The following is a 22,413-nucleotide window of genomic DNA, read 5'->3' on the forward strand; positions in this document are numbered from 1 at the left end:
GCGCCGATGGCCGGGCTCAAGCGCCGGAATGGGTGGCCGAGTCTCGATTCGGCGTCTGCACATTGACCGGCGAGCCGCGCACGAAGGCGCAGATGTTGGACACGAGTTGATCGGCCAGCGTCTGGGTGGCCTCTTCGCTGGCCCAGGCCACATGAGGCGTGAGAATGAAGCCGGGATGGTTGGCCAGGCTATGGAACGGATGTCCGGCCGGCATCGGCTCCTCGCTCGCCACGTCGAAGCCGGCGCCGGAAATCATTCCGCTCGCGAGCGCGAGTACCAGGGCTGCTTCGTCTACCAGTCCGCCTCGCGCCGTGTTGATGATCAACGGCCGGCGCGTCATGGCCGCGAACTCGGCCGCGCCGATCAGGTGGTGATTGGCGTCGTTCAGCGGGCAATGCAGGGTGATGACGTCCGATTGCGAAATCACCTCCTCGAATGGCACATGAAGCCCATCGTCGGGGCAGGGCCGGTGCTTGCGCGCGGCGAGTCGTACGCGCATGCCCAGCGAGCGCCCGATTTCCGCAACCGCGCGTCCCAGCGCGCCGTCGCCGATCACACCGAGCGTTGCGCCGTGCAGATCCTTGATTGGAAAATCGAAGAAGCAGAATTGCCCCGAAGCCTGCCAGCGCCCCGATCTCACGGCGTCGCGGTAGGCAAGCAGGCTGCGGCGCAGCGCGAAGATCATGGCGAACGTGTGTTCAGGCACCGTGTGGACAGCGTAGCCACGGATATTGCTCACCACGATGGAGCGGGCCGCGCAGGCATCCAGGTCGATGTTGTCCGTTCCAGTGGCTGCAACCGCGATCATTGCCAGCCGCGCAGCGGCCGCGATGGCCTTGGCGTCGATCCTGACCTTGTTGGTGATCACGATATCGGCCTCGCGGATCCGTGATACCGCTTCGTCGGCGGTGCTGCGTGGATAAATGATCAGACGATGAGGAAAGGGCAACTCGGCGAGCACCGCGTTGGGGGGGAGCGTCTCGCGATCGAGGAAGACGACCTGAAGCGGGGAGTCAGGAGAGGTCATTGGGCGCTGTCATCGAGGCATGGAAGAGAAATCGTTCCCGGTCATTGTGCCGAGATCCGTTGGGCTCATGCTTGCCCTCTGTTCAAGCCCGCTTTTCGTAATGGAAAGTCGGGCGTGCGCCGGTGGATTAGACTGATTGCCTGCGAGCCCACGCCGGACCGCCCATCGCGGGTACCGGCTGGATTTCCGAGTGGCGAAGCTCGCTAGCCACCCACTGCGCCCATGGTCAATCCTCTCCATATCGATTTGCAATCCTTGCGGGTGTTCCTGCTCGTGGTTGAACACGGCAGCCTGACAAAGGCCGCCGAGGCCGGGCAGTTGACGTTGTCGGCGATCAGCAAGCGCATCGCCGAACTCGAAAACGTGGCAGCCTGCCGGCTGCTCATACGCCATCCTCGCGGCGTGATGCCGACGCCGGCCGGCCGGGGTCTCTATGAACATGCGAGCCGGGTATTGAACCAGGTGAATGCGATGGCCAGCGAGCTTGGCGACTACGCGAACGGCGTGCGGGGCCATGTTCGCCTGTGGGCGAATACATCGTCCATCGTCCAGTTCCTGCCATGGGATCTCGGATCTTTCCTGGCCGCTCATCCGACCATTCGCATCAGCCTAGAGGAAAAGCTCAGCGGCGAGATCGTCGAGGCGCTGCGCAACGCTGATGCGGATCTCGGGCTTTTCGCCGGCAATGTCGCCACGCCGGGCATTGAGCGACGCCACTATCGCGACGACGAACTGGTGCTGCTGGTGCCCCGCAGCCACCGGCTGGCAGGGCTGGACGTCATCACGTTCGCGGCCACCCTGGACGAGGATTATGTCGGCCTGAATGCCGGCAGTTCGCTGCTTGACCTGATGACGCATGCCGCGCTCGACGCGGGGCGGCCTTTGAAACTTCGCATCCAGGTCTCGAGCTTCGATGGCATCTGCCGCATGATCGAGGCAGGCCTGGGCATCGGCATCCTGCCTCGCGCGGCCGTCAGGCAGGAAAGCGTGGCTGCCGGTCTGGCCTTGGTGCGCCTGGCCGATTCATGGGCGCGCCGATCTCTGTGGCTGGGTGCCCGAAGGTTTGATGCCTTGCCCCCGGAGGCGGCAAGGCTGGTTGCCTTTCTTACCGAAGTCTCGCGCTCATAGCGGATTGATTTCTTCCTGGCTACGCCGGGTCGTCAGCGGCCCCAGCGCGCGCACCACGATTGCCACGGTGAGCAGGGCGGCCGCGATGGTGCCGAACATGGCGCCTGCACCATAGTCATTGAGTACCGGTAGCAGGATGAACGGCAGCGCGCCGCTGACGATACGCGACAGGGCATAGGTGCTGCCGATCGCCGTCGATCGCACACGCGCCGGAAAGATCTCGGCCTGGTAGACATGATAGGCATTGCTGAAAACGTTCGAGGCACAGGTGGTCAACACGCCGAACCCGATGATCAGCGCGGTATGGTTCGAATAGGCGAAGCCGATTCCGAATACCGCGATCGAGAGGATCGCGGCGATCACCAGGGTGCGCCGCTCGATCCGGTTCAGCAACGGGATGGACAGCAGCGAGCCGACCGGATAACCGAGAAAGGACAGCGCCATGAACAGCGTGCTGTCTGTCACGTCGAAGCCGCGACTCTTGACCACCAAGCTTGCCAAAGTCCCGAACCCGTAATACCCGAAGGCCTGCAACAGGTGAAACACGCCGAGCATCGCGAATCGGCGACCATACAAGGGCATACGCAGGATTGCCAGCCGCTCCCGGAAGCCGGTTGCCGTGGTCTCCCGTCCCCCGAGGGCATGGGTGATTGGCGGCAAGACGACGCCGGAGCCGTCGGCGAAACGGCGCAGCATCTCCATGGCCTCATCGACCCGACCTTGCGCGAGTAGCCAGCGTGGACTTTCAGGCAGCCGGTTCCGCACCAGCAGTATGAACAAGCCGCCCAGGCTGCCGAGGGCGAGGATCACGCGCCAGCCGGCGACCGCGCCAAGATGGATCGGGTTGAGCCATACGGCGAGAAAACCCACCACCGGTACCGCGACATAGGAGAGCGTATATGCCCAAGCCGCCAGTCTCCCCCGGTAATTCCTGGGCAGGATCTCCGACAGAAAGGTGTCGGCCACCGGATATAGCGCGCCGACACCGATGCCGGTCAGGAAGCGGCAAGCGACCAGCATCTCGGGATTGACGGAGAACGCGCCGAGCAGGGAGAACGCGCTGTACCAGACGAGGTTCAGCACGAAGGCGCGTCGGCGCCCGATGCGGTCGGCCAGGCTACCCAGGCACAAGGAGCCGACGAACATCCCGATGAAGGCAGAGGCCAGTAGCAGTTTGAAGTCGACGCTATGCCTATCGAGCCCGTATTCGTTTTGCAGGGCTACCCCGATTGAACTCACCAGGAAGATCTCGAACATGTCGAAGAACAGACCGATACCGATTACGCGCACCACGAAACGGTGCAACTTGCCGACCGGCATGTCGTCCATTGCCTGGCCCAGGCTTGCTGCAGGCGCACGGGCCGTGTCCGGAAGTGGGTTTGCTGAAAGGTGTGGTGGCGCCGCGCCGTGGCCGCCGATGCCGATCGGATTGCCGTTCATGTCTTGTCTCCTGGATCACCGCGCGGTATGCCGGGCTGGATGTCTGTGCATCCGCTCACGCCCGGTCCGGCGGCTTGTCTTCTCGATGTCGTGAGGTACGACGATGGCCGGCGGCACCAGGTCGGTGCCAGCCGGCTAGGGCTTACAGCAGTTCCGAAATCTCGATCAGATTCAGGTCGGGATCGCGTACATAGACCGAGCGGATCTTCTGAGTCGCGCCGGTGCGCTCCACCGGTCCCTCGACAATCGGCCAGTTCATGCGCTCCAGATGTGCGATCACCTGAGCCAGCGGCACCGCGGCGATGAAGCAGAGGTCGAGCGCGCCCGGAACCGGTACGTGAGCCTTCGGCTCGAACTCGGCGCCGCGAACGTGAAGGTTGATCTTTTGGTTGCCGAAACGGAACGCCAGACGCCCGGCACCGAAGGTTTCGAGCTGCATCTGCAGCACCTCGGTATAGAAATGCCGGGTGGCGTCGGGGTCAACGCAGGTCAGCACCAGATGGTCAAGATGGTCAATCAAAGGCATGGTCAGGCTCCCTGGGCAATGCAACCGCGCTGCTCGGGCCGACCATCGGCTCCGTTGCGCGGTATCGGATGAAGATCGAGGCGGCGGCCGGCCTTGAGCAACTGGCTCGGTACGTCGTGACCAACCAGGTCCGGCAATAGTGAGGCCGCCGCGAGCGTGGCGGCGAGATCCACGCCGGTCTGGTAGCCGTCGAGGGCAAGCATATGCACCAACTCCTCGGTGCAGACGTTGCCGGTCGCGCCGGGGGCATAAGGACAGCCACCAAGGCCGCCCAGCGATGCGTCGAAGCGGTCGATACCCTCAATCAGGGCGGCTAGCGTATTGGCCAGCGCCATGCCGCGCGTGTTGTGGAAATGGAGCGTCAGCTCGTGGGACGCAAAGGTGTCGGCTGCCAGTCGGCTCAGCGCGGCCACCTGCGAAGGGTAGGCCATTCCCGTCGTGTCGCAGAGCGTGAAGCCATGTACCCCCAGCTCAGCGAAGCGCTGCATCCAGGCCAGCACTGTATTGGCAGATACCTCGCCTTCCATCGGACAGCCGAACACGGTCGACAGCGAGACATTGATTGCCGTGCCGGTCGGCGCGACCACCCGGATCACGTCGGCCAGTTGTGCGAACGATTGCTCGCGCGTCATACGCAGGTTCGTGAGGTTATGAGTCTCGCTGACCGACATCACCAGGTTGACCTCGTCGACACGACATGACAAAGCGCGCTCCGCGCCGCGAACGTTGGGAACCAGCACTGTGTATACGACACCGGGCGCGCGCGCGATCCCATGCATGACGGCCTCGGCGTCGCGCAGTGCAGGAATGGCGCGCGGTGAGGTAAACGAAGTCACTTCGATCTTGGCGTAGCCACAGTGGCTCAGCCGATCAATGAGCGCGATCTTTTGGTCGGTGTCGACGAAGCGTGCCTCGTTCTGAAAGCCGTCGCGTGTAGCGACTTCCTGGATGTAGACACGCCGGGGAGATGCTTGCATGTTCGCCTCTTGTTCGAGAATCCGGGATCAAAGGATGCCGCGCGTTCGCCAGTCGGCTCGCGTGCCGGCGTCGATGCCGAGTCCGGCCAGCACGGTATCGGTATCCGCCCCGAGTTCGGGCGCGGGAGCGGTGACGGCACCGGGTGTGGCACCGAGCTTGGGCACGATGCCGGGCACCTGGACGGGGGTCCCGTCTGGCAGCGCGGTGTCCAGAATCATGTCGCGAGCCTGATAATGTGGATCCGTCGCGATATCGGCGACGTCATAGATGCGCCCGGCGGGGATCCGGCCTTCGTGCAGGGCCGCGAGCACCGTGTCGAGCGGGTGTCGAGCGGTCCAGTCGCCGATCGCCGCGTCGATCCGCTCGACCTGGGCCACCCGCCCGTCGTTGCGCGCAAGCGCCGGATCCTCGCCAAGATCGGCTCGACCGATGATGTCCATCAGGCGCCGGAAGATCCCGTCGCCATTGCCCGCGATGAGCGCATAGCGGCCGTCGGCGCAGCGATAGGCATTGGTGGGCGCGATGCCCGGCAAGCTGCTGCCGGCTGCCTGCCGCACAGCGCCGAACGCCGAATATTCCGGCAGCAGGCTTTCCATCATGTTGAAAACAGCTTCGTAGAGCGCGACATCGACCACCTGGCCCGTGCCGCCTTGTTGCTCCCGGTGTCGCAGTGCCAGCAGAATGCCGATCACGCCATGCAGCGCGGCCAGCGAATCGCCGATCGAGACGCCGACGCGCACCGGCGTGCGGCCGGGCTCGCCGCTGAGATGACGCAGCCCGCCCATCGCCTCGGCAATCACGCCGAAGCCGGGGCGATCGCGGTAAGGCCCGGATTGGCCGTAGCCGGACACCCGCAACATCACGAGGCCGGGATTGATCAACGATAGGGCCTCCCAGCCGAGGCCCCAGCCCTCCAGCGTGCCGGGCCGAAAATTTTCTATCAGCACGTCACAATCGGCTACCAGGCGCCTCACCACGTCTTGTCCCTCGGGTGCACGCAAATCCAGCGTGATCGACTGCTTGTTGCGCGACTGCACAGCCCACCACACGGAAGTGCCCTGGTGCAGCATTCGCCACTTCCGCAACGGATCTCCAGCCGACGGCGGCTCGATCTTGATGACCTCCGCACCGAATTCGGCCAGCAGCCGTCCTGCGAACGGGCCGGCAATCAACTGCCCCAATTCCAGGACGCGTATGCCTTCTAGCGGTCGCTGCATTTGCGTATCTCCATCCATGTTCAAAGTCTGCTCGACATGGTGCGGCTTTCCGGCCATGTTGATAATCTTTGCTTGTTCAAGCACCCTTTCCTGTCGAGAAAGGCGCAACGATATTGGGCCGCCGCCCAGGCCGGCCTTGTCGAAAAAATCTGGCCCCTATCGCAAGATGCTGGCTTCTGCGAGGTGCCGGCGCCCGGGTATGACCCGCGAGCATTCGCATTTGGCGAATGCTTCATTTGCATCGTCCCGATGGTAGGCGAGCGGTCGAGCAGCGATACTTGGACAAATGCAATGCTTCGCGACGAGGCAGGGGCGCCGACGCCGTCCATCCCGACATCGCGACTCGAGCCCGCCAGGGAAAGCCAACGACGCACGATCTCGGCAATATCGAGAACTCGCCGTGCTCCAGCTCGCGAGATTTGCGCGGGTCGTTTCGGCGGGCATGGCGATCGCGAAAACCAGCAGCCCGAACGCGTGGGGAGACAGCGGTGCGCTTCGATACGACAGATTTGCGTTTGTTCGTCGCCGTGGTGGAGGCCGGCAGCATCACGCACGGCGCTGCGCGCGTGAATCTCTCGCTGCCCTCGGCCAGCGCTCGTGTGCGACAGATGGAGGAGACGGCAGGCGTGCCGCTGCTCACACGCGAGCGTCTGGGCGTAAAGCCGACGGAAGTCGGTCATACCTTGCTGCAGCATGCGCGTTCGACCTTGCTGGCAATGCAGCGCCTTACCGATGATCTTGGCCAGTTCGCCAGGGGCCTGCGCGGCACGGTGCGCGTGCTTGCCAACACCAACGCGATGACTGAGTTCCTGCCCGATCCGATCGCTCATTTTCTCGCCAGGCATCGCAACGTGAATGTCGCGCTCGAGGAAAGGCTCAGCGCCGATATCGTCGCCGCGTTGATCGACGGCGTGGCGGACATCGGCGTCGTGGCCACGGGCGCCAGCACGGGTGATCTGCAAACCTTTGCCTTTGCCAACGACCGGTTGTGCGCGGTGGTTCCATCGGCCGAGCCGGCATTCGCATCCTTGCGCGGCATCGCATTCAATACCATCCTCGACCACGACTTCATCGCTTACGCGGCCGCATCGGCGCTCCAGACCTACCTCGAGGACCACGCTCGCGCCCTACATCGTCGTATCGAGCCGCGCATCAGGCTCAGCAGCTTCGACGCGATTTGCCGGCTTGTCGAAAACGGTGTGGGCGTTTCGGTCGTACCGGAGTCCGCCGCGCGTCGCTGTCAGCGCACGATGTCGATCCGGTTGTTGCCGTTGCTCGACGACTGGGCCGTCAGGGAAATGCGCGTTTGCGTGGCTGACCGCGATGCAATGCCGGCTTATGCCCGCCTGTTGCTGGAGCATCTGGTGCCATCGCATTGACTTGCCCGATGTTCGCTGCCGCACGCGGCGGTTCGATGGCGTCGACAGCCCGAGCCTATGGATGTGCCAAAGGTGGCGATCGGCAATGCCGCATTGTTCGTCCACTGCGCCGTGCCGACAATGAACCCGTTGCTTTCACCAATAGGAACAACGGTCATGTCTTCTTCCAATGGCATCCCCACGATTCAGTCCCGTAGCTGGCTGTTTACTCCCGCCACGCGTCCGGACAGATTCCCCAAGGCGCTGGCCTCCGGCGCGGACGTGTTGATTGCGGATCTCGAGGATGCGGTTCCAGCCAGCGACAAGGCGATAGCGAGAAACAACGTGAGCAGCGTGCTGAGTCGGCAGGACGGCCGGGACACGGTGCCCTTGCGGTGCCTGGCGGTTCGTATCAACTCACCGTCCTCGACGGAGGGCTTGTCGGACCTTCTGATGCTGGTCAAGGCACCCGCGGCGCCGCGTTTCGTGTTGGTGCCCAAGGTCGAGTCCGCGGAAATGGTCAAACAGATTGCGGCCTTGTTCGCTGATGCCGGGCTCGTTTCCAACATTGTGCCGATGATCGAGTCCGCCGCGGGCGTCGATAACGCGGCCGCGATCGCGGTTGCCGCGCCGAGGGTGTCGGCACTGATGTTCGGTGCGGCCGATTTCGCATCCGATGTCGGGGCCCAGCCGGGCGCCTTCGCGCTGCAAGTTGCTCGCAGCCGCGTGGCGGCGGCTTGTGTGACGAATGCGCGTCTCGCGATCGACGCCCCGTGCTTCGCGCTCGGCGATCCCGAGGCCTTGCGCAATGACCTGCGATTTGCCGCCGACAACGGCTTTCTTGCCAAGGCGGCGATTCATCCCTCCCATCTGGCCGCCATCAACGAGATTTTTTCGGTCCTGCCCGAACGCATTGACTGGGCACGTCGAGTCGTTGACGCGGCCGCGAAAGGGGTCGCCATCGTCGACGGTCGAATGGTCGACGAGGCGATCGCGCGAGAGGCGCGGCGGGTGCTCGCCGCGGCCGGATAAGAACTTGTTGAACCCTATATGAAACAGGAGTCGATCATGAGTGAAAACATTTCAGCCTATCGTCGGATCGGTGCGCAGCGCTACCGCGAAACCTCGGGTTTGTACTTCGAGGATTTCGAGCCCGGGAACATCTATGAACATCGGCCGGGGCGGACCATCACCGACGTCGACAATATTTGGATGACGCTGCTGACGATGAACACGCAGCAGGTTCATTTCGATGCCGCTTATGCGGCCAAGACCGAGTGGAAGAAACTGCTGGTGGACAGCACCTTCACGCTCGCCTTGCTCACCGGCATGAGCGTGCGAACCGTCAGCGCGAAAGTGGTCGCCAATCTGGGCTGGGACAAGGTGCGAGCTACCGCTCCGGTGTTCGCCGGCGACACGCTGTATGCCGAATCGACGGTCCTGTCGCGTCGCGAATCGCGCAGCCGTCCGACCCAGGGCATCGTCACTGTCGAAACCAAGGGGGTGAATCAGGATGGCGTCGGCGTGATGACGTTCGAACGCACCATGCTGGTCTACAAGCGTGATCATTCGCCCGAGTCCGAGGCGAATTACTGATGGAGGACGGCACCATGAAACGCAATGATTCCATTCAAGGCGCCTATGTGGCGAAGCTCACGTCAGCGACCGAAGCCGTTTCGTCGTTGCGCAGTGGCTCGACCGTCGCGCTGGGCATGGCCATGGCCCAGCCGCCGGCGCTGCTCACCGCCCTGGCTGCGCGGGCGGAAGCCGGCGATGTGGACGACCTCGACGTTTATTACTTTCACGCCGAGTCCTTTCTCAGGACGTCCCTGCTGCGCTATTCGCTGATGGGTCGCATTGTTCCGCACTGCATGTTCATGGGCGAACCCGAACGCGAACTGATCGAGCTGGGTGAGAAGGACGGCGGCCGCAAGGTGGTGTTCTTCGTACCGAATTCTTTCAGCCAGGCTCCACGCCTGTTCGCGGATCACATTCCGGTCGATACGATGCTCGTGATGGTGTCGCCGATGGACCGCAACGGCTATTTCACGTTCGGGACCAACAACGATTATACGAGCACGGTGGCGCGATCCGCGCGTCGCTTGATCGTGGAAGTCAATCCCAACATGCCTCGCGTGTTCGGCCGGTCGCTGTTGCATATATCGGAAGTCGACGCGATCGTCGAGTCGCATGATCCCCTGCCGGAACTTCACCCCAAACCGGCCGGGGTGCTGGAACAGGCGATCGGCGAGCGCATTGCCGAGCTGGTCTCGGATGGAGCGTGCCTGCAAATGGGCATCGGAGCCTTGCCGAATGCGGTATGTGGCGCGCTCGCCGATCATCGTCACCTCGGGATCCATACCGAGTTGCTGACCCCTGGGCTTGTCGAACTCGTCCGGCGCGGGGTGGTCGACAACAGCCGCAAGGCGTTGGATCGCGGTAAATCGGTGTTCACGTTCGCCATGGGCGATCGCGCGATGTACGACTTCATGGACGACAATCCCGCGATCGAGAGTCATCCGGTCGATTACGTCAACGACCCTGCCAATATCGCGCGCAACGACAACATGATCTCCGTGAATTCAACCATCGAGATGGACCTGACTGGTGCCTGCAACTCCGAGCATCTCCATGGGCATCAATTCAGTGCCAGCGGAGGCCAGCTCGACTTTGTTCGGGGGGCTTATGCCTCGCGCGGCGGCAAGTCGATCATCGCATTTTCCTCGACGGCGGCGGGCGGCCGCGTCTCCAAGATCGTCGGTCGCCTGGCGGGCCCAGTCACGACACCACGTACGGATACTCACCTCGTGGTCACCGAGCATGGCGTTGCGAACCTGAAGGGGTTGTCGTCCACCCAGCGGGCGATGGCCTTGATCCGGCTAGCGCACCCCGATTTCCGGGATGCGCTGCAGGCTCAGGCTCGAGAACTTCACCTTATCTGAGCGGAGGCTGCCATGGTACGAACCATCGCCGATTACTTGGCGAAAACGCTATCCGACGCTGGCGTCGAACGGATCTGGGGCGTCACGGGCGACAGCCTGAACGGACTCTCCGACAGCCTGCGCCGGCTCGGCAAGATCACGTGGTCGCATACGCGTCACGAGGAAACCGCCGCCTTCGCGGCCGGCGCCGAAGCCGCGGTGACGGGCAAGCTCGCCGTCTGCGCGGGCAGTTGCGGCCCAGGCAACCTGCACCTGATCAACGGCCTGTTCGACTGCCAGCGCAACCATGTGCCGGTGCTCGCGATCGCGGCGCACATCCCGTCCTCGGAGATCGGGCTCGGCTACTTCCAGGAAACGCATCCGCAGGAGTTGTTTCGCGAATGCAGCCACTTCGTCGAGCTGGTGAGCCACCCGAAGCAGTTCCCGCGCGTGCTCGATCGGGCGATCCGCACCGCGATCGAGGAACGCGGCGTGGCCGTGATCGTGCTGCCCGGCGACATCGCGCTGGAGGCGGTACCCGAAGCCACGCCGGGCCAGGTCAGCTACGAGGTCACGGCGAGCGTGCCGCCGGCGGCCCGGCTCGACGCGCTGGCGGCGTTGCTCGAAGGCTCGGAGCGCGTCGCGCTGTTGTGCGGCAGCGGCTGTGCCGGCGCGCACGACGAGGTGGTGGCGCTGGCCGACACGCTCGGCGCGCCGATCGTCCATGCTTTGCGCGGCAAGGAGCATGTCGAATGGGACAACCCGTTCGATGTCGGCATGACGGGCCTGATCGGCTTCAGCTCGGGCTATCACGCGCTGAAGTCCTGCGACACGCTGGTGATGCTCGGCACCGATTTCCCGTATCGCAATTTCTACCCGGCCGACGCCAAGGTGGTGCAGATCGACCATCACGGCGCGGCGATCGGCAAGCGCGTGCCGGTCGACCTGGGCCTGGTCGGTGACGTCAAGGCGACGCTCGCGGCCTTGCAGGGTCGCCTCGCGCGCAAGACCGACCGCCACTTCCTGGAAGCCGCGCGCAAGCACTATACCGACGCGCGCGAGGGGCTCGACAGCCTCGCGCGGCCCTCGCCGGGCGACGCGCCGATCCATCCGCAATACCTGACGCGGCTGGTCAGCGAGCTGGCGGCCGACGACGCGGTGTTCAGCGTCGACGTCGGCACGCCGACGCTATGGGCCGCGCGCTACCTGGAGATGAACGGCAAGCGCCGGCTGCTCGGCTCCTTCAACCACGGCTCGATGGCCAATGCATTGCCGCAGGCACTCGGCGCGCAGGCGGCGCTTCCGGGGCGCCAGGTGGTCGCGCTGTGCGGCGACGGCGGCCTCTCGATGCTGATGGGCGAGCTGCTGACGGCGCGCCAGTTGAAGCTGCCGCTCACGCTGGTGGTGTTCAACAACAGCTCGCTGGGTTTCGTGTCGATGGAGATGAAGGCCGGCGGTTATCTCGACAACGATACGCGCCTGGCCGATACCGACTACGCCGCGATCGCGCGCGGCGCCGGCATCGACGGGATTCGCGTCGAGCGTTCGGAGGAACTGGAGGCGGCGCTGAAGGATGCGTTCTCGCGTCCGCATCCGGTGCTGGTGGACGTGCGCATCGCGCGCCAGGAGATCGCGCTGCCGCCGAAGATCGAATGGGCGCAGGCGAAGGGCTTCAGCCTCTACATGCTGAAGGCCGTGCTGAACGCGAAGGGCAGCGAGGTGGTGGAACTGGCGACGACCCTATTCCGCTGAGGCCGGCTCTCACGACTTGGTCCAGGCCGGCGCCGATTCGGGGCCGGCCTTTACGCCGCTGCGGACGATGATCGACGATGTCCGGCGCTTTCGGTCCACCGCGCCATACCGGATATCAGATAAAAGAACCCCGAAACTTGCCGACGATGGTCTTGCTGGTCCATTCGCGCAGCTTGCCGAGAATCAGTGCGGCTCAAACAGGCATATCGTTATTGGTGTTCGCGAATTCCGCGCGAAGCCGATCCGTGTGCTCTCCAAGGCGAGGCGCCCGAGCAAAGCGCTGCGCATCCCAGGGGGCACGCACGGGTGGCGCGATCATCTGCAGTTCCACTCCGTCGGTCTGCATCGGCCAGGTGCGCAGCGCCGGATGCTCGATCAGTTCCGCTATATTGCGCAGCTGGCCATATGCAATGTTTGCCTCGCCCAGGAGCTGGAGCGCCTCGTTGAGCGAGCGGCGCGCGAAGGCCTCGCCGATCCGTGCGTCGAGTTCCGCGCGATAGCTGACCCGTGCGTTATTCGAGGCGAAGCGCGGGTCGTCTGCCAGTGCCTCGTCGCCCAAAAACACGGTGCAGAATCGACGCCATTCGCGCTCGTTCTGGATGCTGATGACGATCTGGCGTCCGTCGCTCGTGCCGTAAGCGCCGTATGGCGCGATCGAAGGATGCTTGAGTCCTTGCGGTGACGGCGCCCCTCGACCGTAGCGTTCGTGTACATAGGGCACGGTCATCCAATCGGCCGCACCGTCGAACAGCGATACCGAAACGCCGGAGCCTTTGCCGGTGCGGGCGCGTAACGCCAGCGCCGACAGTACCGCAATGGTCGCGTTCATGCCGGCACCAATGTCGCAGATTGATACGCCGATGCGCCCGATGGCCTCCGGCGCGCCGCTGATGCCCACCAGGCCGCTTTCGCATTGCACGAGAAAGTCGTATGCCTTGAGTGCCCCCACCGCCTCACTGTCGCCATAGCCGGTGATATCGCAGGTAATCAGGTGGGGATGTCGTTGGCGAAGTGCCGCGCTGTCGAATCCCGCGCGTGTCAGTGCACCCGGTGCGAGGTTTTGCACGAATACGTCGGCGCGTTCGATCATGCGGCGGAGCAGGGCCGCATCCTCCGGTCTTTTGAAGTCGAGCACCATCGACTCCTTGCCGTGATTGGTCCAGAGGAAGTAGGAAGAGTCACCGTTGGCGGCGTCGTCGTATCCTCGCGCGAAATCGCCTTCGGCTCGCTCGATCTTGATCACTCTGGCGCCCATGTCCGCCAGTCGACTCGTGCAGAGCGGTGCAGCAAGCGCCTGTTCGATCGTCACGATGGTGAGGCCGGCGAGCGGCAATGGCTGGCCGGTGCGGGTGTCGCTGTTCATGTTCGTTTTCATCCAATCGGTCGATGTGAGGCGAGTATCCGTTTTACTCGCCGGATGGACCATCGAGAAGATTCAAACTCGGCGTTTGCCAAACGCGAATGCAGACAGCACAATTCACGTCGAACCGGGGGAAGGGCAATGCGCTTTGATCTGACAGATCTGGAGGTATTTCTCGCAGTGGCGGAAGAGGGTAGCGTTACGCGCGGTGCGCAACGCTGTCATCTCGCGCCATCGTCAGTCAGCCTGCGAGTCAAGGGCTTGGAGGAGACAGTCGGAGTTGTTTTGCTCCAGCGGTTCGCCCGCGGCGTGGCACCCACTGCTGCGGGACGCATCGTAATGGAGCACGCCCGGCACTGTGTTGCCCGAATGGAACAGATGAACGCTGACTTGTTGCCATTTACGAACGGGCTGATCGGCCACGTGACCCTGTTCGCGAACAACAACGCGATCAGCTCTCATCTGCCCGACGACCTTGCGCGGTTTTTCGAGGTATTCCCGCAGGTGCGGATCTCGCTGGAGGAAAGGCTCAGCCACGATATCGTGTCGGCCGTTGCTTCGGGACGCGCGGACCTGGGGATCGTCGCGCTGGAAGCCGTGCATCCCGATCTGGACTTCATCCCGTATCGTGAGGATGAATTGGTGGTGGTGGCCCCACGGGGAAGCGATGTCGGCCGGCGAGAGACGATCACGTTCGCCGACTGTCTCAGTCGTCCATTTATCAGCCTGCAGCCCGGAGCCGCGCTGCATACTTTCCTGATGAACCATGCTCACGCGCTAGGGGGAAGGCTCGACGTGCGAGTCCAGGTGTCCAGCTACGGGGCTATCGTGAAGCTGGTCTCCTCGGGGGCCGGGATCGGAATCGTGGCGCGCTCGGCAATGGACGATGGCACGAATTCCGTCGTTTCGGTGGTCCGGCTTTCCGACACTTGGGCACGGCGGGATCTTCGTGTGTGTGTCCTGCGAAACGGGGAGGCGGTCAATCCATTCCGTGACCGCTTACTGTCAACCCTATGCGGACCCAGTTCCGTGTATGGCAATACCGGGCTGTCAACCTGAACCTCGATCGTGACGCCGGGATACTCGACGATTTCAACGTATTGATGGATCAGGCGACGCTTCTCCGCCGAGTCCTGCAACAAGTACATCACGCGGTCGTACTGCGCCGTGAGCGTTCGCCGGCGGCTTGGCAAATCGCCGGTCAAAGTCGGCGATGAAGGAGGGCCTATTCCGCCACGATCTTCGTCATTCCCGCTGCGTTGAGGATGTAGTACGTGGCTTCCGAAATGCCGTACTTGCGACACAGCTCTGCCGGCTTCAGGCCAGGTTCGGCTTCCTTCAAGAGGCCGATGATTGGTTCTTCGTTGAATCGCTTCTTCATTGTCGTTCCTCTCTGGAACGGACTCTACACCGTCACCGTAGCAACCGCGGGGAGCAGGTCACCGCCTCCCGGCGATAGGCGTGCTGAGTTTCGGCGGCTTCGTGTCGTTCGAGCCAGGCGCCGATCGCCTGATAGTCGTTATCGGCCTCAAGCGCACACATGGGCTTCGGCGCGCGCAAGCCGCCGTTCGAACCGTCGACGTCATGCGGGTGTTTTCCCACGGCACCACGGGCTCTGGCGTCGCCCCCACGATCAGCGCGCGGGCGCGTTCGGTGAGCCCCGGGTGGGCGGCAAAGAAGCTTTCAATATGACGTGCGCTGATGCAGCACGGGGACGGTCGGGAAAGGATAGCGAGCTCGGAAGATCAGGCATCCGAAAATTATGAACCGCAGGATGACAGCGGCGTGACGGTCGGGCGTGGCGCGTTTCGCAAATTGGATGTTTGATTAAAAAATGCACCCCTATCGATAATATTTGTTAGCGATAGGGGTGCATCTTGATGCACGTCGGATTTTCATTCTCGTGCGTGCGTCATGGGGCGCCGTCAGGAGCTTGCACTGTCAAGCTACGCGCTGTGTGAGCCGCGTATTACTTCGACGGAGAAGCAGTTTGGTCCTGTGCGCTACTCGGGTAACTTGCATTTTTGCAGCAAGAAGGGCGTTAAATGATTGGCCTTGTCGAAGCACTGTTCGTTTTTGGGATGTCGTTGGCACGCTCGCCCAGATACTCGACGAGGCAGATCGCGATCGAGTAGACCTCCTCGCCGGTCGAGCGGCCGGCCACCCAGATCCGGATCGGGGTTTCCGCCTCGCGGTCGGCGAGTATCCGCGGAAACACCGTTTGCGTGAGCGCATCGAACGACTCCGCGTCGCGAAAGAACGACGTGACTCGAATCAGGAGGTCCCGGCCCAGCGCCAGGACTTCCGCGGGATCTCCATCGAGTTCCGCCGTGTAGTCGGCCACCGACTGCACCTGCCGCAGTGCCATGCGGCGCGCGAGCCGGCGCTCGATGGTTCCGCGCTTGTAGTGCGTGAAGTCGATGTCGCAGGTTTTCTGCAGCAACCGGAAGATCGGGCGCAGGTTGTTCTCCACCGTATCGGCATCGGATTGCTGCTGGCGCCCGATACCGACAAGCGCTTCCGCGCGATGCGGGCGGGAGCGAGCACGAAATCGACGCAGCCCAAGTGGATCGCGGCCTGAGGCATGCCGGTGAAGCGGGCCGAGTCGAGATCCTGCGCGAACGTGATGCCTCCCTCGTTCTGCAGGGTCTGCAGGCCCAGCGCCCCGTCCGAGCCGCTTCCCGACAGAATCACGCCAATGGCATCGACGCCGCGATCGCACGCCAGCGATTCGAGCAGGTCATCGACAGGCATGGGGGGCGAGCGGCTCGCCGCGCGGGTGCAACTTCACGCGGCCCTGTTCGATCGACATGCGGGTGTTCGGCGGAATCACATAAAGCCGATCGGGATCTACCGCCAGTCCTTCGGTGGCTTCAACCACCGGCATCGCGGTGTGGTTGCCCAGGATTTCGACAAGCAGGCTCGGCCGCGAAGTCCAGATGCTGAACCACGAGGAACGCCATGCCGCTGGGGAACGGCAGCGCCGAAATGAGTTCGGAGATAGCCTCAAGGCCGCCCGCCGATGCGCCGATCCCTACCATGGGAAAGCGGCGAGTGCGGTGCTCGGTGTCGGGAAAGTGGGTCACGAATCGTCCTTGGTCGAGGGAGAGCGGCGCTTCGAAGTCGATCCGCCACCGCGACGGCAGCCTCGAGCGTGCTCGCATCCTGAGCAGGACACGCGGCACAGCATGCTCGCCCGCGCGCCGGGTTTCAACCGCTATCTGCGCACCTGCCCGAACGCTCGGGACCCGCGCGAGGCCGAAGCCGGCTCCGGGCAGCGGGTCGGCGAGACACTCAAACCCCGGCGGGGCAACGATCGTGCGGCGGGTGCACGCACTGTTTCCGCCTTGCCGACCCGTCGCGCCCGACGGCAGGGCGCGACGGAACTTGTCGCGAAACGTCTTGTACATGTCCGGACCATCTTCGAGCAAGACCGAATGGGTGATCACGAACGACGGATCGATCTCGCCCCGTTCGATGCGGGTAAGCAGATCGTCGGTCCAGCGATTCACATGCGTCTGGCCCATGCGGAATGTCAGGCCTTTGTTCATCGCCGCTCTGAACGGGATCTTGTCGATCAGGCAGCCGTATACGCCCGGAATCGACAGGAGGCCGGCCGGACGGCATACATAGATCATCTCGCGCAGCACGTGGGGGCGATCACTTTCGAGCATGAAGGCCTGCTTGATGTGGTGGTAAAGGGCATCGGCCGAGCGCGTGGCGTGCGATTCCATTCCGACGGCATCGAGGCACTTTTCGGGGCTGCGCCCTCCGGTCAGCTCGGCCAGGCGAGCCACCACGTCCTCGTTGTCGAAGTCGATCGCGATCGCGCCGCCTTCATGCGCCATGGGGCGCCGTTCCGCCACGCGGTCGATCTACACCACCTGCTTGGCGCCTAGCAGCACGGCGCTGCGTGTCGCCATTTGTCCGACCGGGCCGGTGCCCCAGATCGTGACCGTGCCAGCGGAAAGTTCTCATGCGTGTCTCCCGACTGCGGCAACGGGGGGCGGACGCGACGTTCCCTTTGTTGCGCAAGGCGTGTACCGGAAATATTTTGGAAACCTGATTAATACCGGACGCGGCGAAGCGCGCTTTTTTACGCTGGATTGTAGTTTGGAGGTCCGGCGGCGCGCCACGCCGACGCGGGTGGCTTCGGCGCACGCCACGGACGCCGTGCCTACCCGGGTGCGATCGGTGCTCGTTGTTCAGGCATTGCGGCCCGTGACGGTGCCGGGCGCGGCCACGCGATGCACATCCATTGATGAGGAGCGAGATGAGCCTATCGTTTTTCGAGCATGCGGAGGACGACCTTGTCTGGTGGCGTTCTCCCGACACGATTCACGCTTCCCACGCGCGCATGCTGGTCGTCGATGACGATCGGGATGCGGCCGAGGCGTGGCAATTCCTGGCACAGGCGATGGGTTTCGAATGCCGCGTCGTGACGAATGCGCACCAGGTGTGCGAGACAGTCCGCGAGTGGCAGCCGTTCGCGGTGGTGCTCGATGTCGCGATGCCCGGCATCGACGGTTACGAAGTGGCGCGTCGCCTGAGAGGCAGCGCCGATCCCCGGTCGGCGATCCTGATCGCGTGGTCCGGGGTCACGTCGCGTGCCGCCATGGCGACGGCCCGCGAAGCAGGATTCGATGCGCATTGTGCGAAGCCGCTGGCGCCATCGCGAATCCTGGTCGCCTTGCGACGCACGGTGGATCGCGGTCGCGGCGCGGCGGAGCGGTAGGGAAAGATGGGCAGGACGCGCCGCACCATGCTCGCCACGGGTGCCGTGCAGGCACCACGGAGGCGGCGGCACAGGCACGAGGCGCCTGCGCCGCCGCGGGCTTACGCCGTCTTGCCTTCGCCGAGGTCGGCACCCGTCATCGGGTCCGAGTCGGGATCCGATTCGAGGCGGGCGGCCATGGCTTCGAGCGCTGCGGCCTGTTCGGCATCGAGATCGACGGAAGCACTGCCGTCGCCGCCGTCGATGGCCGGTTCCCCGAAGCGCCATTCGAGTTCCTCTCCGCTATTCCAGGGCCCCGGATCCGGCGGGCTGTCGATCGACATGCGCAGATAGAGCCGGTCGTATGGCGGCACCGGCGGCAGCTTGCCGGGCGGGAAGTTCGCGGAAATCGCGTACAGCGCTTTCTCGAACGACTTTTGATGCGCGACTTCGCGCGTCATCAGGAAGCCAAGCGCATCGCGCACTCCAGCGTCGTCGGTGACGTTGATCAGGCGTTCGTAGATGATCTTGGCGCGCGCCTCCGCCGCGATGTTCGAACGCAGGTCGGCGGTAGGTTCGCCGATGGTGTCGAGGTAGGCCGCCGACCAAGGCACGCCCGCCGAGTTCGTCAGCGGGGCGCCGGCGCCGTAGAGCACCTGCGTGAGATGGCTGTCGTTGCCGGCCCCGTGAAGCTTGCGGTATGCCTCGGCCTGGGTGTCCACCGCTTCCGCGAGTTCGCCCTTCGCCCCCCGGTTCAACATCGCGACCATCGAGCCGATCACCTCCAGGTGACTCAGTTCCTCGGTGGCGATGTCGAGCAGCAGGTCCTTGCGGCCCGGGTCCTCCTCGGTGATGGCCTGGGTGAAATAACGCATGGCCGCGGCGAGTTCGCCTTGCGGTCCGCCGAATTGCTCCAGCAGCAGGTTGGCCAGCCCCGGGTTCGGGGTGGCGACGCGCACGGTGTATTGCAGCTTCGAGTGATGGCTGAACATATGCCCTCCGGGCAGGTACTGTAGGGAGCGCCGGCCATCGTCAACCGGCGGTGATACGTTGGGGATTGCGGCGCTCCGGGCGGAACGTCGATGTCGCGCGGGGTACCTGGGCCGGCTGCGCAGGATGCGTGCCGGCAGGCGCGGTCGAGCTCAAGTACCGACCGCCTTGGCGTTGCCGGAGGTTTGGGCGAACTTCGTGAGCTTGAGATCGGCCGCCTTCTCTTCCTCGAGCGTCTCGGCCAGCAGCGTGGCCGCCGAGTCGAGCCCGAGTTGCCGGGCCAGGGCGCAAAGGCTGCCGTAGGCGGCGATCTCGTAGTGCTCGACCTTTTGCGCGGCCGCCACCAGGCCGATATCCAGCACCGGGCCCTTCTCGATCTCGTCGATCAATTCCTGGCCTTCCTCGATGAGGCCTTCCATCGCGACGCATTTCATGCGCTTCAGGCGCAGGCCGCAAGTCTCGACCACCTGGTCGATACGTTGCACCTGGCCCTGGGTTTCCTCGAGGTGCGTCTTGAAGGCCTCGACGAGTTCCGGCTCGGTTGCCGCGCGAGACAGTCTCGCCAGCGCGCGTGTCAGTTGCTTCTCGGCGCTGTAGATATCGGACAGCATGTGGATGAACAGATCGTCCACGGTTTTACGGTGTGCCATGACAAGCTCCTCTCGGCGTATGGGGACGCCATGAATGGCGCACGGGGCATGCCCGGCCGTGGTTCGCGGCTTGGTGCGATAGCGAACTGACGCACCCGTCGTCCCTCGGCTAGAGGCTGTTTCAGGAGGTTGGCCACGAGTCGTGCGGTATCAGCGCCAGTACGTATCGGGTGCCGGTGCGTTGTCGGTTGCAGTGACGGCTCGGCGCGGCTCGCGGTGGCGTTCGACGTGCTGGCCTTGAGCGTCGAGGCTCGCAACGTCGGCGTGGCGCGCGCCGCCAGCGCGGAGCACCTGTTGCAGCTCGGCGCGCGCTGGCCGGCCTTCACCGATGCCGACAGCCGTGTCGCGCCGGACTGGCTGGCCGCGCCACTGTCGCTCGTTGCGGCTGCGGCGGCTCCGGAGCCCGGTGGACGTTCGCCCCTGTTCGTGGTCCCGCCGCATCTCGACGATTCGGCATTCGGCTGCGCGGTGCTGCTCGCGACGCCCGCTGGATGTGCCTCGCGGGAGAAACCTGCTGCCTGAGCGGGAACGTGCTCACGCTTGACGATGTGGCTGGGGCCGGCCCCGTTTGTCGGGCCTGTTTGGCAGAGCGTTTTTACTTGCTTGTGTCAATTCTCCTTTTCCGGAACGTCGCATCGAATCGGAAGGCATACAGGCATCGGGCTCCGAGGCGCTGCGAAACCGCACGGAACCAGCAACAAGAGATGTCGGGGAGGCCAGCGGTGCCGCAGCGCCGCTCATTGAGTTCGAGAGGCCGATCGGCGTGCTCATGACGATTGCTGGCCGAACCGGAAGGTCTGCAGCGCGCAGACCGTTCGTCGTTGCGGCACAGCCCTGGCCGCGACGGTCTTGTGGACCAGGACGCGGCGATTGCCACGGTGCTCGATGTTGCGGTATCTCGATGGTCACCGAGATGCGGCAGGCGCATGTCACGCTTGACGGCCATGTGTCGCCCGCCAACTGCATTGCGTTCGTTACGGATTGGCGAGCCGGTTGTACAGCGTCTTGAGGCTGATGCCGAGCATGTCGGCTGCGTATGACTTGACGCCGCCACAATGCGCCACCGTGGCGGCTACCAGGCGGCGATCCATTTCGTCGAGCGGCGTTGCCAACGGCACCCACACCGATTCGCCAACCTCGCTCGATGTATCCGACGCCTCGTCCAGAATGGGGAGCGGCAACGCATCGATGCAGTCGCCCTCGCAGAATATCGCTGCATGCTGCACCAGGTTGCGCAGCTCGCGGACGTTGCCGCGCCAGTTGCGCTGCGTCATCGCGCGCTGCGCCGCTTCCGAGAAGCGCAGGCACCTGCCGCTCGTCTCATTGAGCCGAGCGAGAAACGCGTCGGCGAGCAGCACTACGTCGCAGCCGCGTTCGCGCAATGGCGGCAGCAGGATCGGAAATACGTTGATGCGGTGATAGAGATCGGCGCGCAGGAAGCCGAGGTCGACCGCCGCGAGCGGGTCGCGGTTGGTGGCGGCCACGATGCGCACGTCCACCTCGCGTTCGTGCGAGCCACCCAGCCGCCGCACGCGACGCGTTTCCAGCACGCGCAGCAAGCGCACCTGCAGATCCACCGGCATCTCCGCGATTTCGTCTAGAAACAGCGTGCCGCCGTCGGCGCGTTCGAAAAAACCGCGATGATCGCGATCGGCGCCGGTAAAGCTACCGCGTTCATGACCGAACATCTCGCTCTCGATGAGTCGCGCCGGCAGCGCACCGCAGTTGATCGCGATGAACGGTCCGTCGCGCCGCGGGCTTAATGCGTGGATGGTCTGCGCCGCCAGTTCCTTGCCCGTGCCCGATTCGCCGGTCAGCAATACCGACGCGCTGGTCGAGGTGACGCGCGTAATCGCGTCGTACACGGCGAGCATCGATTCGGAGCGGCCGAGCATCAAACCGAAGCGCGATGTCTCACGCACCTCGGTGGCGAGTCCGACCAGGATGTCGTTGCGCGACGTGTGGCGCGACACGCGGTTGAGCAAGGCCTGCAGCCGTTCCATGTTGACGGGCTTGACCAGATAATCGGAGGCGCCCAGCCGCAGCGCGCGGATTGCCGAATCGAGCGAGGCATGGCCGGTAGTCACCACGACCTCGCAGCCGAATTTGGTTAATTCATTAAACAGCGCCATGCCGTTGCCGTCGGGCAGCATCAGGTCGCACAGCACCAGACTCGGATGGCGTTCGCCAATCCGCAGTCGGGCTTCGGCTAGCGTGGCGGCCGTGTCACATCCAAGGTTCTGGGCATGAGCCAGCGTGAACATCGCCGCGCGTGTGGATTCATCATCGTCGACCACCAAGATATGGGGCATGCGGGAGCTCGTTCGGGAAGGGGCTGGCTGCCTCGACCAA

General features: G+C 64.1%; 21 protein-coding genes and 5 pseudogenes. 10 read left to right on the forward strand and 16 right to left on the reverse strand.

Features of this window, described 5'->3' with window-relative positions:
* Window positions 1-16 precede the first annotated feature (16 nt).
* Window positions 17-1,027, reverse strand: coding sequence for a D-2-hydroxyacid dehydrogenase (locus tag AB4851_RS09905; protein WP_414447044.1), 1,011 nt, complete (start codon window positions 1,025-1,027; stop codon window positions 17-19).
* Window positions 1,028-1,249: 222 nt separating this feature from the next.
* Between AB4851_RS09905 and AB4851_RS09910 the strand changes: the two genes are divergently transcribed.
* Window positions 1,250-2,155, forward strand: a complete 906-nt coding sequence (locus tag AB4851_RS09910; RefSeq protein WP_414447045.1) for a LysR family transcriptional regulator — start codon at window positions 1,250-1,252, stop codon at window positions 2,153-2,155.
* Here AB4851_RS09910 and AB4851_RS09915 read toward each other — a convergent pair.
* The 4 genes from AB4851_RS09915 to AB4851_RS09930 form a co-directional block, all read right to left on the reverse strand.
* Window positions 2,150-3,595 (reverse strand): MFS transporter, encoded by a 1,446-nt coding sequence (locus tag AB4851_RS09915; protein ID WP_414439820.1) that lies wholly within the window; start codon window positions 3,593-3,595, stop codon window positions 2,150-2,152. The two genes, AB4851_RS09910 and AB4851_RS09915, sit on opposite strands and share 6 nt — an antisense overlap.
* Before the next feature lie 142 nt (window positions 3,596-3,737).
* On the reverse strand, window positions 3,738-4,121 hold the full coding sequence (locus tag AB4851_RS09920) for a VOC family protein (RefSeq protein WP_036033441.1): 384 nt from the start codon (window positions 4,119-4,121) through the stop codon (window positions 3,738-3,740).
* A gap of 2 nt (window positions 4,122-4,123) precedes the next feature.
* Window positions 4,124-5,098, reverse strand: coding sequence for a hydroxymethylglutaryl-CoA lyase (locus AB4851_RS09925; protein WP_414439819.1), 975 nt, complete (start codon window positions 5,096-5,098; stop codon window positions 4,124-4,126).
* 27 nt (window positions 5,099-5,125) lie between these two features.
* Window positions 5,126-6,316, reverse strand: a complete 1,191-nt coding sequence (locus AB4851_RS09930; protein WP_414442005.1) for a CaiB/BaiF CoA transferase family protein — start codon at window positions 6,314-6,316, stop codon at window positions 5,126-5,128.
* Window positions 6,317-6,804: 488 nt separating this feature from the next.
* On the opposite strand from AB4851_RS09930, the gene AB4851_RS09935 reads away from it, so the two are divergent.
* From AB4851_RS09935 to poxB, 5 genes are all read left to right on the forward strand, one after another.
* A complete protein-coding gene (locus AB4851_RS09935; protein WP_414439818.1) occupies window positions 6,805-7,695 on the forward strand; it encodes a LysR family transcriptional regulator in 891 nt (296 codons plus the stop codon).
* A gap of 156 nt (window positions 7,696-7,851) precedes the next feature.
* Window positions 7,852-8,706 carry an HpcH/HpaI aldolase/citrate lyase family protein gene (locus AB4851_RS09940; protein ID WP_414447046.1) on the forward strand — a complete coding sequence of 285 codons (855 nt, stop codon included), beginning with the start codon at window positions 7,852-7,854 and terminating at the stop codon, window positions 8,704-8,706.
* A 36-nt stretch (window positions 8,707-8,742) separates the two neighbouring features.
* A complete protein-coding gene (gene ripB / locus AB4851_RS09945; RefSeq protein WP_414447047.1) occupies window positions 8,743-9,270 on the forward strand; it encodes a (R)-specific enoyl-CoA hydratase RipB/Ich in 528 nt (175 codons plus the stop codon).
* Window positions 9,271-9,284: 14 nt separating this feature from the next.
* The gene (locus tag AB4851_RS09950; protein WP_414447048.1) at window positions 9,285-10,616 is read left to right on the forward strand and encodes an acetyl-CoA hydrolase/transferase family protein; all 1,332 of its coding nucleotides are present in this window, start codon (window positions 9,285-9,287) and stop codon (window positions 10,614-10,616) included.
* Window positions 10,617-10,628: 12 nt separating this feature from the next.
* Window positions 10,629-12,347: a ubiquinone-dependent pyruvate dehydrogenase gene (poxB, locus tag AB4851_RS09955; RefSeq protein WP_414447049.1), complete on the forward strand. Its 1,719-nt coding sequence runs from the start codon at window positions 10,629-10,631 to the stop codon at window positions 12,345-12,347.
* Between the two features lie 193 nt (window positions 12,348-12,540).
* Here poxB and AB4851_RS09960 read toward each other — a convergent pair whose 3' ends face one another.
* Window positions 12,541-13,710 (reverse strand): CaiB/BaiF CoA transferase family protein, encoded by a 1,170-nt coding sequence (locus AB4851_RS09960; RefSeq protein WP_414447050.1) that lies wholly within the window; start codon window positions 13,708-13,710, stop codon window positions 12,541-12,543.
* Window positions 13,711-13,848: 138 nt separating this feature from the next.
* Here AB4851_RS09960 and AB4851_RS09965 point away from each other — a divergent pair.
* Together AB4851_RS09965 and AB4851_RS09970 are read left to right on the forward strand one after the other, a co-directional pair.
* A pseudogene (locus tag AB4851_RS09965) lies at window positions 13,849-13,980 on the forward strand (LysR family transcriptional regulator); the annotation flags it as partial.
* A 105-nt stretch (window positions 13,981-14,085) separates the two neighbouring features.
* Complete coding sequence (locus AB4851_RS09970; RefSeq protein WP_414449161.1) at window positions 14,086-14,766, forward strand: LysR substrate-binding domain-containing protein; 681 nt, start codon at window positions 14,086-14,088, stop codon at window positions 14,764-14,766.
* 208 nt (window positions 14,767-14,974) lie between these two features.
* On the opposite strand, the pseudogene AB4851_RS09975 reads toward AB4851_RS09970, so the two are convergent.
* The 7 genes and pseudogenes from AB4851_RS09975 to AB4851_RS10005 form a co-directional block, all read right to left on the reverse strand.
* Window positions 14,975-15,088 (reverse strand): annotated as a pseudogene (locus AB4851_RS09975) (transposase); the annotation flags it as partial.
* Between the two features lie 62 nt (window positions 15,089-15,150).
* Window positions 15,151-15,407, reverse strand: a pseudogene (locus AB4851_RS09980) (integrase); the annotation flags it as partial.
* A 341-nt stretch (window positions 15,408-15,748) separates the two neighbouring features.
* Window positions 15,749-16,180: a CheR family methyltransferase gene (locus AB4851_RS09985; RefSeq protein ID WP_414447051.1), complete on the reverse strand. Its 432-nt coding sequence runs from the start codon at window positions 16,178-16,180 to the stop codon at window positions 15,749-15,751.
* A 107-nt stretch (window positions 16,181-16,287) separates the two neighbouring features.
* A pseudogene (locus AB4851_RS09990) lies at window positions 16,288-16,461 on the reverse strand (chemotaxis protein CheB); the annotation flags it as partial.
* Window positions 16,448-16,594 carry a hypothetical protein gene (locus AB4851_RS09995; protein ID WP_414447052.1) on the reverse strand — a complete coding sequence of 49 codons (147 nt, stop codon included), beginning with the start codon at window positions 16,592-16,594 and terminating at the stop codon, window positions 16,448-16,450. The pseudogene AB4851_RS09990 and the gene AB4851_RS09995, both read right to left, overlap by 14 nt.
* On the reverse strand, window positions 16,581-17,117 hold the full coding sequence (locus AB4851_RS10000) for a chemotaxis protein CheB (protein WP_414449162.1): 537 nt from the start codon (window positions 17,115-17,117) through the stop codon (window positions 16,581-16,583). Before AB4851_RS10000 ends, AB4851_RS09995 begins: the two co-directional genes overlap by 14 nt.
* Window positions 17,094-17,666, reverse strand: a pseudogene (locus tag AB4851_RS10005) (zinc-binding dehydrogenase); the annotation flags it as partial. The pseudogene AB4851_RS10005 and the gene AB4851_RS10000, both read right to left, overlap by 24 nt.
* 398 nt (window positions 17,667-18,064) lie before the next feature.
* On the opposite strand from AB4851_RS10005, the gene AB4851_RS10010 reads away from it, so the two are divergent.
* Complete coding sequence (locus AB4851_RS10010; protein ID WP_414447053.1) at window positions 18,065-18,442, forward strand: response regulator; 378 nt, start codon at window positions 18,065-18,067, stop codon at window positions 18,440-18,442.
* Window positions 18,443-18,543: 101 nt separating this feature from the next.
* Here AB4851_RS10010 and AB4851_RS10015 read toward each other — a convergent pair whose 3' ends face one another.
* Window positions 18,544-19,413, reverse strand: coding sequence for a manganese catalase family protein (locus AB4851_RS10015; protein ID WP_414439807.1), 870 nt, complete (start codon window positions 19,411-19,413; stop codon window positions 18,544-18,546).
* Between the two features lie 150 nt (window positions 19,414-19,563).
* Window positions 19,564-20,061, reverse strand: a complete 498-nt coding sequence (locus AB4851_RS10020) for a ferritin-like domain-containing protein (protein WP_414439806.1) — start codon at window positions 20,059-20,061, stop codon at window positions 19,564-19,566.
* Between the two features lie 216 nt (window positions 20,062-20,277).
* Between AB4851_RS10020 and AB4851_RS10025 the strand changes: the two genes are divergently transcribed.
* Entirely contained in the window at window positions 20,278-20,583 is a 306-nt protein-coding gene (locus tag AB4851_RS10025) for a hypothetical protein (protein WP_414447054.1), read from the forward strand.
* Window positions 20,584-21,035: 452 nt separating this feature from the next.
* Here the strand turns inward: AB4851_RS10025 and AB4851_RS10030 are convergent, their stop codons facing one another.
* A complete protein-coding gene (locus AB4851_RS10030) occupies window positions 21,036-22,373 on the reverse strand; it encodes a sigma-54-dependent transcriptional regulator (RefSeq protein WP_414447055.1) in 1,338 nt (445 codons plus the stop codon).
* Window positions 22,374-22,413: the final 40 nt, after the last annotated feature.

Source organism: Burkholderia sp. 22PA0099 (assembly GCF_047497165.1).
Classification (GTDB): domain Bacteria; phylum Pseudomonadota; class Gammaproteobacteria; order Burkholderiales; family Burkholderiaceae; genus Burkholderia.

Excerpts from the sequence above, each read along its gene's own strand:
- AB4851_RS09940 (WP_414447046.1), top strand. The coding sequence starts at position 7,852 with ATGTCTTCTTCCAATGGCATCCCCACGATTCAGTCCCGTAGCTGGCTG.
- AB4851_RS09910 (WP_414447045.1), top strand. The coding sequence starts at position 1,250 with ATGGTCAATCCTCTCCATATCGATTTGCAATCCTTGCGGGTGTTCCTG.
- AB4851_RS09995 (WP_414447052.1), bottom strand. The coding sequence starts at position 16,594 with ATGCCGGTGGTTGAAGCCACCGAAGGACTGGCGGTAGATCCCGATCGG.
- AB4851_RS09915 (WP_414439820.1), bottom strand. The coding sequence starts at position 3,595 with ATGAACGGCAATCCGATCGGCATCGGCGGCCACGGCGCGGCGCCACCA.
- AB4851_RS09930 (WP_414442005.1), bottom strand. The coding sequence starts at position 6,316 with ATGCAGCGACCGCTAGAAGGCATACGCGTCCTGGAATTGGGGCAGTTG.
- AB4851_RS10030 (WP_414447055.1), bottom strand. The coding sequence starts at position 22,373 with ATGCCCCATATCTTGGTGGTCGACGATGATGAATCCACACGCGCGGCG.
- AB4851_RS09905 (WP_414447044.1), bottom strand. The coding sequence starts at position 1,027 with ATGACCTCTCCTGACTCCCCGCTTCAGGTCGTCTTCCTCGATCGCGAG.
- AB4851_RS09950 (WP_414447048.1), top strand. The coding sequence starts at position 9,285 with ATGAAACGCAATGATTCCATTCAAGGCGCCTATGTGGCGAAGCTCACG.
- AB4851_RS09960 (WP_414447050.1), bottom strand. The coding sequence starts at position 13,710 with ATGAACAGCGACACCCGCACCGGCCAGCCATTGCCGCTCGCCGGCCTC.
- AB4851_RS10015 (WP_414439807.1), bottom strand. The coding sequence starts at position 19,413 with ATGTTCAGCCATCACTCGAAGCTGCAATACACCGTGCGCGTCGCCACC.
- AB4851_RS09925 (WP_414439819.1), bottom strand. The coding sequence starts at position 5,098 with ATGCAAGCATCTCCCCGGCGTGTCTACATCCAGGAAGTCGCTACACGC.
- AB4851_RS10020 (WP_414439806.1), bottom strand. The coding sequence starts at position 20,061 with ATGGCACACCGTAAAACCGTGGACGATCTGTTCATCCACATGCTGTCC.
- poxB (WP_414447049.1), top strand. The coding sequence starts at position 10,629 with ATGGTACGAACCATCGCCGATTACTTGGCGAAAACGCTATCCGACGCT.
- ripB (WP_414447047.1), top strand. The coding sequence starts at position 8,743 with ATGAGTGAAAACATTTCAGCCTATCGTCGGATCGGTGCGCAGCGCTAC.
- AB4851_RS09920 (WP_036033441.1), bottom strand. The coding sequence starts at position 4,121 with ATGCCTTTGATTGACCATCTTGACCATCTGGTGCTGACCTGCGTTGAC.
- AB4851_RS10010 (WP_414447053.1), top strand. The coding sequence starts at position 18,065 with ATGCTGGTCGTCGATGACGATCGGGATGCGGCCGAGGCGTGGCAATTC.
- AB4851_RS09970 (WP_414449161.1), top strand. The coding sequence starts at position 14,086 with ATGAACGCTGACTTGTTGCCATTTACGAACGGGCTGATCGGCCACGTG.
- AB4851_RS10000 (WP_414449162.1), bottom strand. The coding sequence starts at position 17,117 with ATGTACAAGACGTTTCGCGACAAGTTCCGTCGCGCCCTGCCGTCGGGC.